This is a genomic window from Paenibacillus sp. YN15 (genome assembly GCF_003285005.1).
Taxonomy (GTDB): Bacteria; Bacillota; Bacilli; order Paenibacillales; family NBRC-103111; genus Paenibacillus_AR.
The window spans coordinates 45,039-61,595 of the sequence record NZ_QMFA01000007.1 but is presented as its reverse complement, the minus strand read 5'-3'; the positions used below and the strand labels follow the sequence as shown (position 1 = coordinate 61,595).

The window sequence follows — 16,557 nt, the reverse complement described above, 5'->3', positions numbered from 1 at the left end:
CTGGAGGATGGATATGCGGACAAATACCAAAAACATGTTTACCATATTGCCGAATATCCTGTGTATGCTTCCGCTTTTATTTATGCTTGCCCTGTTTGTACTGCATCTGGCTCTGCCGGATAAAACCTTTTCCAAGGAGGAGCGGCGTTACTTAGCGCAAAGGCCTGCGTTTCATATGGAAAAAGTATTAAATGGCAGTTATGAGGCTCAGGTCGAGGCTTATTTTTCGGATCAATTTCCTTTCCGAAACTTTTGGGTTCATATGTTGCATGAACTTACGGTGCGTTTAGAAGCAACCCCGAAAAAAAGGTAATGTCCTGCGATTTCTTCGCAGGACATTCTAATTGGGCTTAAAATATGATACCGGTGAGAGGACTCGAACCTCCACGGTTTCCCTCTCGATTTTGAGTCGAGCGCGTCTGCCATTCCGCCACACCGGCATATTTTACGCCAATCCTACGCCTTTTCACCGCACATTATTCGGCTTACCCCGCTCGATTCCGTTAAATCAGCGGACAATCATCCGCAAATGAGTCGAGCGCGTATGAGTCGAACGCGCCTAGTCGAGCGCATCTCAACGTAAGGAATAGTATAGCGGATGTGGGGGTACGCTGTCAATCCGGCATACTACTGAACGCAATTTTGCGTTGAGCACACGAAACGGTGCTCTCCGACTATCCAAAGTTGGAACGTGGTACGTACCACGCTTTGGGGACAACTCAAAGTTGAGCCTTTGTATAACTACGCCCTAAGTTCAACTTAGCCCGTCATTTCAACGTGAAAAACACGGTAAATCACTTATACTTCCGTGGTCCGCGTCTGTTTGCCGTTGTCTTAGAAAGAATGCGACTTACTGGCGAAGCAGTTTCGTGCTGCAACCGTATATCTTCAACGTTGTATCGGGCATACAAGCGTGTAACATCAACGCTAGAATGTCCGAGTATGCGCGCAACAGCTAGAACGTCCATGCCGGATTTTAACAAGTTTAAGCACGCGTAATGGCGGAACTTATGGGGCGATATATTATCCGTTGATATTCCGGCTATCTTGGCGTAGTTCTTTAACATCTTGGCGAATGTGTCAGCGTAGTACCTGTTGCCAAACTGATTTAACCATACATAATCATCATCGTCCGTGCCCATAAATTCGATCAACTTCGCCAGCTCAGAGGCAGTTCGCAAGGACAGCGGAATAACACGCGGTTTATTTGTTTTGGATACTTCCGCACGAACGGTTATATGTCGCATCTTTAAATCAATGTCTGATACCTTCAGTTCAGTTAACTCGCCCCGCCGAAGTCCCGTATCGCATAAAACCAGGATCATACACAGATCGCGGCGACCAGTATATACTTTAGTATTTATTGCCCCGATTAGTTTCTCGATTTCCTCCTCCGAAATGATCTTGAAATTGTTCTCTTCGATCTGATATTTTATGTTCTCCATTGGAGAAACTGGAATGATTTCTTCGCGGACAAGGTGATTGAAAAATATACGCAAATTTCTGGTTGTATTGTTAATTGAACGAGCTGATAAACCGACACCGCTGTTTGGGCTTGTTGGATGGTCATCCCATCTTGTCTTGATTGTCATAAGGTAATTAATGTAATCCCTCATTGTATCCGGATCGACTTTTTTACTTGTAGCACCAATCCACTTATAAAACTGATTAAGTGTATGAGAGTACGCCTTAATAGTCTTTTGCGATCTACGTTCGGTACGCTTTACAAAGATAAAGTTATCAATTTGTAGCTTCAGGTCAATTTTAATGGGCTTGGTATTTTTACTGATGAAGATAAATTTAGGTGTTCTCAAAGTGGGCGCTCCCCTATCATAGTTGTCGTATGGTATATCGGAATTTGCAATCAAGTACTTTAGTGCATTAAATTAACGAAGTACCGACGTAATAAAGCGAACTAGAACGAAGCATTAACGAAGCTTGACGCGGTTTAACGTAAAATTTGCACGAAAATAGCCGCCAGAGAGCGGAGGGGCTACGTTTACCCTTCCGGCAGTCTGCGCGGCTATTTCCGCGTGTTTATGACGGTAAAACAGCGTGTTATTCCGGTTTGTATTCGAGAACAGCGGATAGATCATACTCTTTGCCTGACATCTCGTTCAAGGTATCTATCAGCTTATTGAGCGTGTCTAGGTCGATTCGCTTGGTCTTTCCTTCACACAGTTCATATACAAAGTTGGGGCGGACCTTTGCTTCTCGAGCAAGCGCACCTTTCGTAATCCCTTCAACGTCTAGTGTTTTTTGAAGAGTAATCAGCATAGCCAAGCACACCACCTCAAGAAAAGTATACCGCAATACTAAACAATGGGAAATAATCTATTGACGTTTATCATCAGGCGTTATATACTGACGTTAACGATAGACGTTAAATAATATACGTTAATCAATTGAGGAGGTTTCATTATGAATCCCGCTACTCAACTTCCCAGCAGATCACATAGACACGCCACTTCCCGCAAGTCCAACGCTTCCCGCATTCTGGCGCAAACCGTCGCCTTTATTTTATCCGAAACTCTCCGCCATCTTATATCGTAGGAGGCCGCAATCATGCCGAAATCTGACGCTGAAATTAAACTCGCAGTATATCGCGAAATCCTCCGCATCCGGCACGAAGTATGGACGCAATCCCTCGCTAAAGCTGAAGCTGACGCCCTTAATCCGCTATCGACATGCACAATCGAATGGAAGCGCGGAAGGCTCGAAGCTTTGGCGGAGGTTATGGATGAGATTGAGCGGTTGTTTTGATTCCGCCTGATGAGCGCTATTGCGCCTCGGACTCGCTGCGGAACGATTGAAACCTACGGAGTAACCCTTAGTGCAGATCTGCAGATAGGGTTTCTTCGGATGGTCGCGGATATCCGTTATAGGGACGCAGTTTAGCGTCCACCTACGTTGAAGGCGCTGCCTTCACTTTATATAGATGTAGCATTACTGCAACTGCTGGAAAAACAACACCTGCATGTTCAGGTGGCCCAAATGAACCAGGTGGAAATGTCCAGTTTGTCAGTATTGGACACCTGGAAACAACCAATTCAGAAAGGAGCTGCGATAATATGAAGACACTCAATATTCGGGTTTGGAACAACGCCACTTCCGAGTTTGACCGGACCGAAACGCTGCGTATCGAAAATTGGCCGAAAGGAGGACGCACCATGACGAAAACAACAGCAGATCGGTTAACGTGGTTCCTGCGCAAATACGATCGGTTTACAGCGGATGGATTGTCCCGCAAGAATCTGCGCCGGGGCATACGCTTGTTGGCGTACAAGGACGCGGTATTACGCCGCCACCAATCCGCGGCTTAACTCTGGTTCAAGATGAACCTAACCTCTCTTAGTGGGAACGCAGTTACGCCCGCTCACTTTGCTACGCCCATTTTTCCGCAAAGGAGGCGTCATATGGACGAATTGTCCGCCGCACTCACAGAATACCGCAGCACAGGAAGCCCGCAGGCGTTTGGGACGGTTTACGCACTTACATCACGGCTTCGCAGCTTCCACGCTTATAAAGTCCGCTCATCCAGCTTGGGCGACGATAACGACGCGCTGACACTGTTTGACGATACGCTCCTGAACGTCCTGCAACGCCCCGTAACGGAGGGATTCAGCGCCTACTTGTCTGGAGCCTTACGCTATGCTCGCGCCAGCTTTATCCGGAAGAAGATGCGCGACCGTAGCAGGGCGTACACATTTGCGGACGATTTCGACATTCCGCCTGAACCGCTAATCGACCGTACGACTCCCGAAGTCCTGTATCTCGACGCTGAACGCAAAAAGAGAGCCGCCAGTGTTTGCGCCGCTCTCCTTACTGATCCTGCTTCCGGGCTAAGTCCGCGTATGACTGCAATCATTGCGGACCTGCCGAATCACCGTACCATTAACCGACTTGCCGACGCTAATGGTATTCACCACTCCTATATTTTTAGGAGCCTTGAAAAACTCTCCCGCCGTTACGACGCCAAGCGTTACGGAGATATACGGGATATCATCTGATCTCTTCTCTTCTCGCCCCGACCACCTCAAATTTGAGGGCGCCGTAGTTCCGGGAGCATTTGCGCCAACATCTGCTCCATCGCCACGGACCGCCATGCGGCGCTTTCTTGCTTGTCCTGCATATTTCTACGGGGTGGACGCGCCAAAGTTTCACCCCAACCTAAATTATTTTTTCGAGGAGGGAGTAAATGTTTGAAAAGCGAGCCTATATTGTGCCGGACGAAGAGGAACCGCTTATCCACTTTGATCCGGAGAATGTGACGGAGGTGTTGTCCGACTTCTTTAGAGACTTCGCCCGGCAACGTCCGCACGCCCAGGTTTATCATGGTCCCACTGTGTTGATCGGTAAATTCTTCGGTTCAGGGACGCCACCGACTGGCTTGTATGGAACCTTCACGTCTGGCGATATTTCTTACAGAATCTTTGACTCGCTGGTAATCAAAAAATAATTCCGCTGAAATGCGCGAAACCAGATGTCCGCAGGTAATACTTCAGTAGAAGGAAAACAACCGAAAAGGGAGCGATGGAGAATGACAAAGCTGGCACTGGTGTATAGCGAAGGACAACGTTTGACGAAGGAAGAGGAGCAGCAGATTCTCGATGAGCATGGGGTTGAGCCGACGCTTACCCGCGAGGAGTATGTCGAGAAAATGTCCGAAGAGTGGGCGGATGTTGGTGCGGTGTTAAAGGATCGCCGGGAGAAGGCGCACTTGACCGCGGAACAAACCGCATATAGGGTCGGAGTTTCCCGTAGCACTTTGCGCCGGTTTGAAAAGGGGGAGCCGGTAAAGTCCGCAAAGGTACTCGAGGCTGCTTACTGCAATTACCTCGACTTTATCGAACTGCTCCGCGAAACCCGGCCGCTTCGGATGGAGGCGGAAGCAGACGTTTTGATCGAGATTAAGCCGGACGATTCCGTGTTTCTATTAAGGCGTATCGAACAGCCGATAGCCGTGGTTAACTTTGGCGGTGGACTGGAGGCTAATCTTGACGCAGCCGAGAGACTGTGCAAGGACCAGGGGCTTACCACTCACATTCTGGATTAGAGCGGAGGTAAAGGCGCGGGGGCTTTAACCGGTCTCTGCGCCGACTCCTGTACGAAATGCCCTATAAGAGGTTTATTTATATCTCTCGGAATGGGAAGGAGGCTCGATAATGGGCCGTTACGCCGCTAATTCCGTCATTGACCGCCTATTCGACCTTTACCTAATCCAGAATCACCACTACCTGCTGCAATACGCCGGAGGAACTTACGCCACGATATCCAGCCGCAAAACGCCGATCCGCAAATACTCCGTAGCTGCGCACCTGGACGGAAGGACAACGCTGGGAACGTTCTCCGGTACGTACTGGACGAAGTTTGTGTGCTTCGACGTTGATTACGCGGACATGAGTCAGGCGAAGTGGGCGACGTACAAACTAACCGCCACATTGGACGAACTCGGCGTAAGTCACGCCATATCCTTTAGCGGTGGGAAGGGTTACCACGTTGAAGTGTTTTTCTCGAAGGCGGTCCCGCTGGACTACGCAAGGCGGTTTCATAAGGTAATCTGCGAACGGGCCGACATTGGCGACGTAGCAGGCGGAAAGGTAGAGTACCGGCCGTCTGGCGACCAAGGCGTTAAGCTTCCGCTCGGCATCCATCAGAAAACCGGAAACTATTGCGGCTACTGTACGGTTTCCGACGGATTGACCGTTATGGACTCGGAAGCGTCAACGGCGCACCTATTCGGTATAGAGAAGGTTGATCCGGAGATTATCGCCGCCATTTGCGGAGAGGATAGCGCATACGTCTACGACCAGCGAGACGCTTCCGATATGGAGAACGCAATTTCGCGCCATCGTCCGCTAGAGACGTACGACCAGTCGGAAAGTTACCTCTTATCGCGGGCAGCGGATCGGTACGCAACCGGACTAACCGGACCGGGGCAGCGGCATAAATCGTTCTTACTGCTGGCACGCCTATTCAATCACAACGGAGTGGAGCGCCGGGAAGCGCACGAAGCTATTACGGAGTGGTTTGCGTGGCAGAATCCGGAGCATTACGGTACCAGTTCCGCCGAGTGTGCGCAGGATCTCCAGGAATGCGTCGATTACGTGTACGACCGAGACCTTACGCTTATGCAGGAGCAGCGTGATATAACGGTTTCCTTTGCGGAGATAGACGCCATCATGCGCCGATGCCCGCAGAAGAATCAGAAGGCGCTTGCTTACGCCATGCTCATTCACTCGAAGCGGTGGGCGCGCGGTAACGGGGCGTTCTACATGTCCTATGCGCAGATAAAGGAAGCGGCCGGGATGGACGAGAAGACAGCACGCCGTCAATTAGACAGCCTGGTCCAGTCCGGTATTGTCGAAGTTGTCGCGCGGAATCAGCTTGTGGAGAAGCGTCCGAAGGGAAGCCAGCGACCAAGCGTGACCAAGATCAAAAAGCCGAACGTGTACCGGATGCTCATTTCCTGCGGAGAAAGCGGAACCTTCATAGTGAAGGAAGGCGAGGGAATGGCGGAATGCTTACAGCACTTCTATGATACCGGGGAATTGCGGTCCATGCTTCCGCGCAGGCAGTTTGAGGCGTTGTTCCGCGCGCATAACACTGATTCTGCCTGATTTACTTCTCCTCAAAGATATAAATAAACCTATTATAGGGCATTTCGTACAAGGAGGATTCTAATGTCTAGAGCGTGTGAAATGTACCCAAACAGAACAGCCGCAGCTTACCGCCGTCATGCCGAACACTCGCAGGAGGACCGTATTCGATGGGCGGATACTGCCGCACACACAGCGCTTGAATACTATCACAGTATCCATACCGGAGACGACGGCTTGTTACCGACTCAGGAAGCGTTGGATAGGTTGGAGCGCATATCAGACTTCGTACTAGCGGAAGATCACGTTAAGGGGCTGTCTATTCTCCGCGATCCCTACGACCGCCCACGGAATGAGGATATCAGTGTATTTCCTGGCGAAGGGGCAGCGGCCTATATGCGGGAGAACGGGTTGGATATTGCCTGCCTAGCGGATGCAGAGGCGGTTGTCGGCGGTAATGTGAAGGTGTGCCGGACGTGCGGATATCCCTTCGAGGATCGCAGCCGCCGTAAGAATAAGCTTGATTGCGGACCCTCGTGTCGTACTCGCTATAAAACGTTGTGGATGCGTATTGAACGGTTCGGGACGGACGAACTCGAAGGTGAACGTAACAGGATGACGCTGGAGTATCCGTTCTACAATCCGCAGGAAATACACAGCCTTGAAAAGCGGTCCGAGCGCTCATATGGCGATTCCAATAAGGTTAGCCGGATGACAGCGGCGAAGAAGCGTAAGGAAGCGCATGGACGTCGCATTTCAGCGGTTCTTAAAGATGTGCAAGGTACCGCAGAGAATAAGTACCTCGACGGGCGCTATGATTGGGTGAGTACGCGGAGAGAGTGGAAACGAGAACCGGCAATCTGGTGGGGCGAAATGGTCACGTACTACGTCGCAGATCAACCGTTAACGCCTAGTTTCGTAGATTGTAAAAATAACTATACTGTCCACGTTTCGGCCTAAGGTGGGAAGTGAGATACCTTCCCGTCTTTTTATTTTGTCTGCATGTGACTATTTCAAAACAAAGAGGGGGTAATGAGGATGAACGGTGATGCGGTACGGGCAATCCGAATTTATGCGGGACTTACGCAGGAAGCCTTCGCGCGCAAACTTGGCGTCTCCAAATCTTGCGTAGCCGAAGCCGAAAGCGGTCGCAGACCAGTGTCGCCAGCCTTGCGGATTAAGATTGCGCAAATGTACGGAGTTAGTCCGGAGATTAAAAAGGCTATCGCTGACGCCAAGGCTTCCGCAGAACTGGCAGCGCTGTGAGGCGTGTTTTTTTATTTGCCACGTAACTTTAAGAAATTAACGCGGTAAATCGGGAAAGGATGCAGTTTGGTTGAGCGACGCCAAGAACGCTAGAACCTGGTGCGGCTATTACAGGGCGGAAGACGGTACGTGTGCAATTATGGAGATGCTGAAGTCCGAGGAAAGTCCAGTATGTAAGTGCTTGCGGGACCCTCCGGAAGTTTGCCGCCATCTACGCCACAACGTTATGGGAAGTCGTCGGACGGCCAGACGTAAACGGCCGGACTCGAAAGAGTAGCGGAACAGACGGAGTCAGGCGAAACGCAGCGCCTGCCAAAGGATCACGGTATGAAACTTGTTCTATTTGTGCGCATGGGAGTTGGCGGAACAATCATCAAGATTATTGACCGAGAAACGGCGGAGATTCTTGACGATTGGACTGACCCCTCGGGTTCTCCGATTGACATAGGGGATATTGTCCTAGATGCGTCTGCATACGCCAGAGAGAAATACACACCCGAACGAGTCTACTTTGACGTTGATCGTGTGTAGGAGGCGATAACGTTGTTCTTTGTCGTTCATATTGAAGACATTCCATGTCACAAGCGGCGAGTCGAGTTACACGACCCATCGACAAAACAGACTATTTATCTGACGTATGGTGATTCCGTGTCCGAACAGTATATCCGATGGTCAGCGCCAAGGATCGCAGAGGCGGAAGGGAATAGGCGGAAGAAGAGACGCGGGAAAGGCGGTGACTACGATGACTAAGACGGATTACTCAGGATTCGGCTTTTTTATATGCGCATCCAGCGTGGCGTTCTCTGTTGGGCAGGACCGTGGGAAAAGCACTAATCTGCTCGGGATAATGGTCACTAATGGCTAACTAACTTAGGGAGGTGAAAAGCATGGAACAAGAAACCGAGATTCAGGAACAGCCGGAGAAGACATGGGAAGAGGAAAAAGCGGAAATGCAGCAGCGTTACGACGCTATCGAAGCACAACTCCGCAGCGAACGCGTATCCTCCGCCTTCTACCGCAAGGCGAAAGCAGCCGGTATTGAAGACCCGGATAAACTCGCCGGAATCGTAAACCTCTCCGGTGTAACGTTCGACGAGGCAGGCAACGTAAACGGAATAGACGAGATTATCGCAGCCGTTACCACAATTGCACCCAAGGCGCAGCCGAAGCCTATCGGTAGCCCTAGCCAGTACGAAACGGGAAGAGATAAGACAAAGGCGCAGATTCTATCGGATGCCGCAGCGAAAGCACAGCGAACCGGACGCGCAGAAGATATCGCAGCTTATGCCGCATTGAAACGACAAACAAAATAATAAAACGGGGGTCATTAATTTGACAATTTATTCTAACGAACTTATTGGTAAGAAAGAATCCGTAGTAGACGAAATCCTTCTTCTGAATCCGACTCAGACACCGATGCTTAACCTTCTCGGCTTCGGTAGTCCGGTAACCTCTACTACACACGTTTGGTATGAGGATGAAATGTTTGCCACTCGCGCGAAGGTTACAACAGCGGCCAACGCAACCATTACGGAGTTGATTGTCGATTCCGTAGAACCGTTCCGTACCCGGATGACCGCGGAAGTCGGCGAGGAAATCGTGTTGATTACGGCTGTCGATCCCGCAACTAAGAAACTGACGGTTGTACGCGGATACCAAGGTACAACGGCTGCGTCTATCGCCTTGAACGCGGTAATTGAGGTGATGTACGGCGACGGGTTGGAAGGCGCTGATGCACGAGACGCACGTTTTAAGGCTCGCACCAAGTCCGACAACGTGACGCAAATTTTCGAGGATACCGTAACCGTGACCGGAACTGCCGAGGAGATTGCGCAGTACGGAATCGGAGGCGCTGGCCTGTATGAGTACGAGAAGGCTAAGAAGCAGCTTGAACTTGCGCTGCAACTCGAAAAGGCCATTATCGGCGGGCGGAAGTTTGATAACAGCAACTACCGCAATATGCGCGGTATTCGCAGCTTCATCAGTACGAACGTTACCGTCGCCTCCGGTGCGGTCTCGAAGACGATTCTTGATGACGTCGCACAGAAGATTTACTCTGCTGGCGGTTTCGCGGCTGGTAGCGCTGGGTACGCCTTTGTTGTTCCGGCAGCACAAAAACGGGCAATCAGCGATTTTACCTCGACTCAAATCCGCTTGACTCAGGCAGAGAATGCGCGTGGTCAAGTCGTAGACTATATCGTGAATGATTTCGGCCGGTTTCAGGTTGTCTTGAACGATAACCTTAAATCTGACGAAATCTTTTTCATCGACGCAAACCGCATCCAAATCCGTCCGCTCGGCGGTCGTTCTTTCAGCCATACTTACCTCGGCAAGCAGGGGGACTATACTTCCGGCCAGATCGTAGGGGAGTATACGATGGAGTTCAAGCAAGAAAAGGCCCACGCCCGTATTAAAGGACTTACCGCCTAATAACTAACGAACTATTACGGGCCATCGGAAACGGTGGTCCTTTCTTTTTATATCAGGAGGGATTACGAATGGACGAGGTAACAAGGATAGCGGTCGAGTTTATCGCGCTTGCAGCGCAGCGTATCGAGGAAATCACGCAAGCAACCGGAACCGCGGAAGAAAAACGGGAAGCGTACCAAATGGCCGTAAGCAATATCATTATGGCGCTGGAAGAAAGCGGAATTGTTCCGGAGCTTTCGCCTGAAATGCGGGCATTTGCGGAAACTATCTCGGTTGCTGCGGTTGAGGAGGCGGTTAAGTGTCAATAGGAGCAGCGGATGTCGGCGCGATTAGGGCAACGCTCACACTGAAAACAACGGAGTTTAAGGCGGGTATGGACGACGCCCGTAAGCGGTTGAAGGAAACGGAGACTAGCGCTAAATCTACCGCCAAGAGCATCGGCGGCATTGAAACAGCGCTTGTATCCCTCGGAGCCTCGACCGCGTTAGTCGGACTTGTGCGCACAATTAAGTCACTTACAGCCGAAGCCAACACCGCGGCAATGTCCGTAAAGGGACTGGCGGAAGTGTCGAAGGCACTTAACGTCAACATTGCGGAATCTACCGGATTAGCGCAGGAACTCGCCAACAAAGGCTTTATGACGCTGGCAGAGGCTTCAAGTTCGGTTAAGACGCTGTTATCGTCCGGGTTAGGGTTGGATGAAACCCGTAAGCTGATATATGCAACGGCCGACGCAGCAGCTTATAACCGAGAAGCACACTTATCCTGGGGTGAGGCGATCGTACAAGTAACGCGCGGTATCAAATCCGGTAACTCCGAATTGACCGACGCAGCGGGCATCACTACCAATTTGTCGGTCTTCCAAGACCGTTACGCGAAGTCCATCGGGACTACGGCGGATAAGTTATCCGAAGCGCAGAAGGTTCAGGCGGCTTATAGCGGCATTATGCAGGAATCCGCTCTTTACGCTGGGAACGCGGATACGGCGCTTCAAGGCTATGCGGGCACGCAAGCGGTATTCAACCAGACGATTACCGTCGCACGCCAAGAGCTAGGTGAAGCGTACCTTCCGGCGATACAGAAGCTTATGGAGGCGCTGACCCCGCTCATTTCGGACTTCGGTAAGTGGGTCGGAGAAAACGAGGAAGTTGTCGCAGGTATTACGGCCGGTACGCTGGCTATAACGGGACTTACCGCAGTTCTTAGCGGAATGGTCGTCGTGATATCAGCGGTAAGGACGGCACTTCAATCGCTGAATATTGCGCTGGGTCCGGTTGGCTGGACGATTACGGCTATCAGCGTTGCGGCTGCGGGCATTTTGGCGTATAAGGCTGCGGTTGACGCGGTTACTCCGTCAATACTGGCGTTTGCGAACAGCCAAGACGAATTGAACAAGAAACTCGAAGCGTCTCCGCTCAATCGCACAACTGAAGAACTGAAAAAAATGCAGGCCGACTACGACACGCTTAACGATCTACTGCGGAAAAGGACTCAACTATCTGAAGAACTCGCACGTGTCGAGGAGCAGATGGGTAGAGGGCTTGGAACTGCTGGAGCAAAACTGACGCCGCGGTACAGTGAACTGGCAGACGCGGTTGATAAGGTAGACGCCAGCTTAAAAAAGCTCGGATTCACTCCGGAACAAGCTGCCGCTGCCGTCGATAAGCTGACCGCTTCTATCAAAAAGGCCGTACCGGCGCAGCTTGACGCGATGAAGGCGGAACTTGCCGACGTAGCTGCCAAGACGGAGCAAATTGATAAACTCGAGCAGCTTCGCGACCGCTATACGGAATTGTCCAAAAAGCAATCCCTCGACGCGGAGGAAAAGGCGCAGCTTATTTCCGTGATACAGGCGCTTAAAAAGGAGATGCCTTCTTTCCATGCACAACTGACGGAGGAAGGCACAATACACTCCGACAATATCGATATGATCAACGACCGTATCGAGGCGGAAAAGAAGTTAACGAAGGCATCCGCGGACGAGATTAAGGCCCGCTTACTCCTGCTTAAGGAAGAAACAGCAGCGCAGAAGACGGACGTTGACGCTCAGATTGCGAAATGGGAATCGTACAACGATGCGTACGAGAAGGCTGCGGCTGATCCGAATACCGATAAATCTACGATGCAGTATCGCGCTATGTCCTCGGCTGCTTCACTGGCACGAAGTAATCTCGCAAAGCTGACGGACCAAGCCGCTTTACTGACGCAGAAAAACGGACAAATTGACGACTCCATTGCGAAGATTACCGCAGGAAACTACGCTGCCTTTACGCCCAAAAGTCCGCTTGCTCCGGTTACGCCTACCACGCCGAAGGATGCGCCGAAGAAAACCGGTAAAACGGCAGCGGAAATTGCTGCGGAGCTCCGCCGTGACCTATTTGCGCAAGACCTCGCGACGATGCGCTATAACGCGGCCATGTACGATCAGAGCGCAGACGATCAGATTGCCGCTATTGAGTCTATCCGCAAAAAACATGCACAATATCTGACTGAGAGCATCGAGGACGAACGTTCGCTCCAGCTTCAAATAAAGGCGCTGAATGCGACGAAGGTTGACGACACAGAGAAAGCGGCCAAGGCGCAGTATGACTATTCCGCGGAATGGATCGCCATGGAAGAACGCAGACTCCGGGAGAAGGGCGCTACTGAGGCGGAAGTTGCACAGATGGCGCTTGACGCCTGGACACGGGTTAAGGCGGAGTACAAAGAGAACTCCGACGAATACAAAGCCGCAGATAAGGCGCAGTATGACGCTAGGATGACGCTGATTAAGGAAGCGGAGAAGGCCGCTAAAGAGGCTGACGAAGCTACGGAGAAACGCAGAACTGACGCAAGTAAAGCGGCCATTGACGCCATCGACCGGGAAAAGAAAGCGGAACTCAGCGCGATTGAGGCGCAGAAGAAGGCGCGCAAGGACTACTATGATGCGCAAATCAAAGCGCTCGATTCCGTAGAGAGGCAGCGCGACCGGTCCGAGATTCAGGCAGAGGCGGAGAAGTACCGGCTTGCTACGTCAGAACAAGGCCAGAAGCATTATGCCGAGTTAATCGAGCAGCTCCGGAAAATGGACGTTGACGATCAGAAGTCCGCGCTTGCCGATGCAAGGGACGCCGAGATTGACACGCTCGACCGTAGGAAGGACGATATCGAGTCGTGGTATGACGAGATTAAGGCGTCAATTGAATCGTTTAGCGGTGACGTTTCGTCAATCTACGCTGCTACCGAGGATTCCCGGTTCCAAGCGTTTGTGACGACGAATGCGCGCATCAAGGCGGAAATGGAACGGTTCACGGCGGAAATGTCCGCAATGAATAGCGTCTCTACACCGCAGTCTTCATACGAAGCTTCGATTATCCGGCAAATGAAATCGAACGCTGCTGCGTGGTGGACCGCGAGTGAATCCGGCCGGAAGCAGATAGAAGCGGAATCTCAGACACTCGGCGCATCCATCGGGGCATCGTACAATAACGGGTCATGGTACAAGAACGGCGTACCATTATTCCACTCAGGCGGTGTTGCTGGCGGAATGTCATTCGCTAGCGGGTCCGCGTTGGCTTCGGATGAGCTGCGGGCGATACTCCGTCAGGGTGAAGTGATCCTTACTCCGGATCAAGTGCGCTCGGTTGTCGAATCGGTATCCGCCAGAAGTGGTAAGGGCGGGGGAGATACCATTATTACAGTAGGCGACATAATGCCGATTGCAAATGCAACATTCGAGGACGAGATCGATATAAAAGCAGCGGAACGCGTAGCAGGAACCGAGATAGAACAGATTCTACGTAAATACGCAAGTACAGGAGGAGCAAAATAAGTGAAATATCTCGAGCTATGGAAAGATGGTATGCGCTACGTCTTGGTTTATGCTAAGGACGTTGTTGTAGTAGAGTCCTTGGATGACCCGCAGTTTTACACTAGATTTACTTACCTGAAGCTTAATGACGATATCCGCTATGACTTGATTACGGAAGGAGGTGAAATCCGTTTTCCTAACACAGTCGAGCGCGGGCAACGCTTTATTATCCGGTCAGTAAAAGAGGTTCGCGAAGGGCCAAAGGTGTATAAAGTCGTTGAAGCTCATCACGTCGCTTTTGGACTCGCGCGCTATTTCTATGACGGATATATCGACTTTGCCGCAGCGAAGACATTAGCGGAAATGTTAACGCTTCTTGGCGCGGACACTCCGTACTCGTTCGCTATACAAGGCGATTTCTCAGCGCAGGATATTTACGAGTGGGGCGAGAAAGGGAAATTCGAGTTACTGTCAGACCTCGCCAAGCTGTATGGAGCGGAGATAGCTTACGATAATTACGAAATTACGCTCACAACACGTAAGGGAGCGAACCGCGGCGCTACAGTTCGCTATAAGAGGGACTTAAAGGGCATTACTCGTACGTCTCACGACCTCGAAAGGGTCACGAGATTGTTCGGTTATGGAAAAAACGGTCTGACTATCGAGGGTTATGCAGGCCATACGACTAAATACATCGACTCCGAGTATTACGACCCTGCGAATCCATTCGAGGCTTCAGTGACATTCACAGAGATCGAAGATAAAAGCAAGCTGCTCATGGAGATGCAGAAGCACCTTGCGAAATACCAACTTCCCAATATTGCGTATGATATCGACTTTGTTCAACTCGAGAAGGTTGATTCCGCATTTGAACCGCAAAAAATAGTTGAGGCTGGCGACACTGTAACAGTTTACGACTCGCTACTTGGGTACGCATTTGACGCGCGTGTCCGTGTGTTCGAGAGATACCCGTTCGCACCAAAAAGTGGCCGCGTTGTTTTAGCGAATTTCAGAGAATTTAAAGTGGCTGACTATATATTTCAGGCTACCGTAGGCTCAAAGAAAGCCCTTGTCTATACTTCCAAAAACGCGGTACTCAAAGGGATTACGTACGATGATTCTTTGACCTTGGTAGATGGTTTAGGAATGAGGGTATCCAACCCAGCAGGAACGGAACTTGTTAGACTCGGCCAGTATGAGCCAGCTAAATATGGACTCGCGCTTTTTAATCTCGCTGGCGCAAAAACGATATGGCAAGACGCTGCGACCGGTAATGCGTACTTTAGCGGAAATATTACGGCGTCTACGATATCTGGCGGAACCATTACGGGTGGAGCGATTAGTGGTGGAAGTATATCCGGAACTTCGATTAGCGGCGGTACGATAACAGGCGGCGCAATCTCTGGCGGAACGATTACGGGAACGTCGATTAGCGGTGGAACAGTTAGCGGCGCGAACATCGTAGGCGGAACGATAAGCGTAAACACAGATATATACGTTGGTCGGAACATTTTCATGGAAGCGTCTGATAACCTCAACTCAAAACGTCTATATTTTGGACCTGCTAGCACCGGTGTAAACATCCAAGGAGATGTATTTACCCACTCGCTATACCTCAACGCGGGAAACAGGATTTACTTGAACGGAACGGATGTCTTGTCTAGTATCGGTTCTTTGCAATCGGACATGATGCTTGTATGGTCCAATATCAATGCTTTATGGACAGCAATAAATTCTTCCAGAGGCGTCTAATAAGCGGTATAATTGGCACATACCACTTGACACTGGAGGTTTTTGGATTTGAGAAAATATATTATTGGGGCATTTTTCGGTTTCTTGTTATCACTCACTACTGTTGCATTTTCTGCCAGCACGTTACAGAGGGTCGATGCCTACCTTCGCCCTGATTTTAACGTTAATGTAGATGGAAAGGCTGTGAAGTTAAACGCGGTCCCAATCGTCTATGACGACACCACCTACCTACCGGTTCGTGAACTCTCCGGGATTTTGAATAAAAAAGTAGATTGGAAGGATGAAACCTTGACGATAGAAATTAAGCAGAACGGGATTATCGGAAATCCTGTATTTTCAGGCGATTACCAAGAGAAGATTGCTACCGAAGCAGGCTATGCCTACACTGGTAGTATAACGCGGAAGTTTGAGTACGAGGGAATCAAGGCTATTGAATACAAAGGCGTTGAATACTTTTCGAGAACCGAGTTTAACGATAAGTACGCGGATCGTTATAGATCTGCTGCTTTCAAGCCTTTTGAAGAGGTAAGCTACGAAGAAGGTACTATTTTCAGAAACAAGGACGGAAGCGAAACAGCGCGAGTAAGATACCCCGGAAAAGAAGGGTATTGGATCGTTTTCGAGGACGGAAGTACGTGGATTAATACAGCGTACTACCCGGCTGACTTCCGCTAATAACGCAGTAATACCGGGGCCTCCGCGCGAGGCTCTTTTATTTTG

The 16,557-nt window shown here is 50.5% G+C and carries 17 protein-coding genes and 1 tRNA gene; 15 read left to right on the top strand and 3 right to left on the bottom strand.

The features are described 5' to 3' along the window. Positions 1–13: 13 nt before the first annotated feature. Positions 14–313: a DHHW family protein gene (locus DQG13_RS08340; RefSeq protein ID WP_113019289.1), complete on the top strand. Its 300-nt coding sequence runs from the start codon at positions 14–16 to the stop codon at positions 311–313. Positions 314–361: 48 nt separating this feature from the next. Here the strand turns inward: DQG13_RS08340 and DQG13_RS08335 are convergent. The 3 genes from DQG13_RS08335 to DQG13_RS08325 form a co-directional block, all read right to left on the bottom strand. Next, a tRNA-Leu gene (locus tag DQG13_RS08335) sits at positions 362–440 on the bottom strand. A gap of 354 nt (positions 441–794) precedes the next feature. Next, complete coding sequence (locus DQG13_RS08330; protein ID WP_258525541.1) at positions 795–1,814, bottom strand: tyrosine-type recombinase/integrase; 1,020 nt, start codon at positions 1,812–1,814, stop codon at positions 795–797. Between the two features lie 244 nt (positions 1,815–2,058). Further along, on the bottom strand, positions 2,059–2,277 hold the full coding sequence (locus DQG13_RS08325; RefSeq protein ID WP_113019288.1) for a helix-turn-helix domain-containing protein: 219 nt from the start codon (positions 2,275–2,277) through the stop codon (positions 2,059–2,061). A 288-nt stretch (positions 2,278–2,565) separates the two neighbouring features. Here DQG13_RS08325 and DQG13_RS08320 point away from each other — a divergent pair, with 288 nt between their 5' ends. From DQG13_RS08320 to DQG13_RS08245, 14 genes are all read left to right on the top strand, one after another. Further along, the gene (locus DQG13_RS08320; RefSeq protein WP_113019287.1) at positions 2,566–2,763 is read left to right on the top strand and encodes a hypothetical protein; all 198 of its coding nucleotides are present in this window, start codon (positions 2,566–2,568) and stop codon (positions 2,761–2,763) included. Between the two features lie 308 nt (positions 2,764–3,071). Further along, on the top strand, positions 3,072–3,323 hold the full coding sequence (locus tag DQG13_RS08315) for a hypothetical protein (RefSeq protein ID WP_113019286.1): 252 nt from the start codon (positions 3,072–3,074) through the stop codon (positions 3,321–3,323). Positions 3,324–3,416: 93 nt separating this feature from the next. Continuing rightward, on the top strand, positions 3,417–4,010 hold the full coding sequence (locus tag DQG13_RS08310) for a hypothetical protein (RefSeq protein ID WP_113019285.1): 594 nt from the start codon (positions 3,417–3,419) through the stop codon (positions 4,008–4,010). 188 nt (positions 4,011–4,198) lie between these two features. Further along, on the top strand, positions 4,199–4,459 hold the full coding sequence (locus DQG13_RS08305; protein ID WP_113019284.1) for a hypothetical protein: 261 nt from the start codon (positions 4,199–4,201) through the stop codon (positions 4,457–4,459). An 81-nt stretch (positions 4,460–4,540) separates the two neighbouring features. After that, a complete protein-coding gene (locus DQG13_RS08300; protein ID WP_181592647.1) occupies positions 4,541–5,056 on the top strand; it encodes a helix-turn-helix domain-containing protein in 516 nt (171 codons plus the stop codon). Positions 5,057–5,165: 109 nt separating this feature from the next. Then, positions 5,166–6,620 carry a TOTE conflict system archaeo-eukaryotic primase domain-containing protein gene (locus DQG13_RS08295; protein WP_113019282.1) on the top strand — a complete coding sequence of 485 codons (1,455 nt, stop codon included), beginning with the start codon at positions 5,166–5,168 and terminating at the stop codon, positions 6,618–6,620. A 63-nt stretch (positions 6,621–6,683) separates the two neighbouring features. Further along, a complete protein-coding gene (locus DQG13_RS08290; protein ID WP_113019281.1) occupies positions 6,684–7,559 on the top strand; it encodes a hypothetical protein in 876 nt (291 codons plus the stop codon). A 78-nt stretch (positions 7,560–7,637) separates the two neighbouring features. Further along, a complete protein-coding gene (locus DQG13_RS08285) occupies positions 7,638–7,865 on the top strand; it encodes a helix-turn-helix transcriptional regulator (protein ID WP_113019280.1) in 228 nt (75 codons plus the stop codon). An 887-nt stretch (positions 7,866–8,752) separates the two neighbouring features. Beyond that, entirely contained in the window at positions 8,753–9,178 is a 426-nt protein-coding gene (locus tag DQG13_RS08270; RefSeq protein WP_113019278.1) for a phage scaffolding protein, read from the top strand. Between the two features lie 19 nt (positions 9,179–9,197). After that, positions 9,198–10,295, top strand: coding sequence for a DUF5309 domain-containing protein (locus DQG13_RS08265; protein WP_258525540.1), 1,098 nt, complete (start codon positions 9,198–9,200; stop codon positions 10,293–10,295). A gap of 68 nt (positions 10,296–10,363) precedes the next feature. Then, positions 10,364–10,603, top strand: coding sequence for a hypothetical protein (locus DQG13_RS08260; protein WP_113019277.1), 240 nt, complete (start codon positions 10,364–10,366; stop codon positions 10,601–10,603). Then, complete coding sequence (locus DQG13_RS08255; RefSeq protein WP_113019276.1) at positions 10,594–14,106, top strand: hypothetical protein; 3,513 nt, start codon at positions 10,594–10,596, stop codon at positions 14,104–14,106. The genes DQG13_RS08260 and DQG13_RS08255 overlap by 10 nt, the downstream gene beginning before the upstream one ends. Then, complete coding sequence (locus tag DQG13_RS08250; protein ID WP_113019275.1) at positions 14,107–15,837, top strand: phage tail protein; 1,731 nt, start codon at positions 14,107–14,109, stop codon at positions 15,835–15,837. It abuts the gene before it with no gap. A gap of 48 nt (positions 15,838–15,885) precedes the next feature. Then, entirely contained in the window at positions 15,886–16,512 is a 627-nt protein-coding gene (locus DQG13_RS08245) for a stalk domain-containing protein (RefSeq protein ID WP_181592646.1), read from the top strand. The last annotated feature ends 45 nt before the right edge of the window (positions 16,513–16,557 follow it).

Coding starts and splice junctions, on each gene's coding strand:
- DQG13_RS08340 (WP_113019289.1), top strand. CDS start 14: ATGCGGACAAATACCAAAAACATGTTTACCATATTGCCGAATATCCTG.
- DQG13_RS08325 (WP_113019288.1), bottom strand. CDS start 2,277: ATGCTGATTACTCTTCAAAAAACACTAGACGTTGAAGGGATTACGAAA.
- DQG13_RS08320 (WP_113019287.1), top strand. CDS start 2,566: ATGCCGAAATCTGACGCTGAAATTAAACTCGCAGTATATCGCGAAATC.
- DQG13_RS08315 (WP_113019286.1), top strand. CDS start 3,072: ATGAAGACACTCAATATTCGGGTTTGGAACAACGCCACTTCCGAGTTT.
- DQG13_RS08310 (WP_113019285.1), top strand. CDS start 3,417: ATGGACGAATTGTCCGCCGCACTCACAGAATACCGCAGCACAGGAAGC.
- DQG13_RS08305 (WP_113019284.1), top strand. CDS start 4,199: ATGTTTGAAAAGCGAGCCTATATTGTGCCGGACGAAGAGGAACCGCTT.
- DQG13_RS08300 (WP_181592647.1), top strand. CDS start 4,541: ATGACAAAGCTGGCACTGGTGTATAGCGAAGGACAACGTTTGACGAAG.
- DQG13_RS08295 (WP_113019282.1), top strand. CDS start 5,166: ATGGGCCGTTACGCCGCTAATTCCGTCATTGACCGCCTATTCGACCTT.
- DQG13_RS08290 (WP_113019281.1), top strand. CDS start 6,684: ATGTCTAGAGCGTGTGAAATGTACCCAAACAGAACAGCCGCAGCTTAC.
- DQG13_RS08285 (WP_113019280.1), top strand. CDS start 7,638: ATGAACGGTGATGCGGTACGGGCAATCCGAATTTATGCGGGACTTACG.
- DQG13_RS08270 (WP_113019278.1), top strand. CDS start 8,753: ATGGAACAAGAAACCGAGATTCAGGAACAGCCGGAGAAGACATGGGAA.
- DQG13_RS08260 (WP_113019277.1), top strand. CDS start 10,364: ATGGACGAGGTAACAAGGATAGCGGTCGAGTTTATCGCGCTTGCAGCG.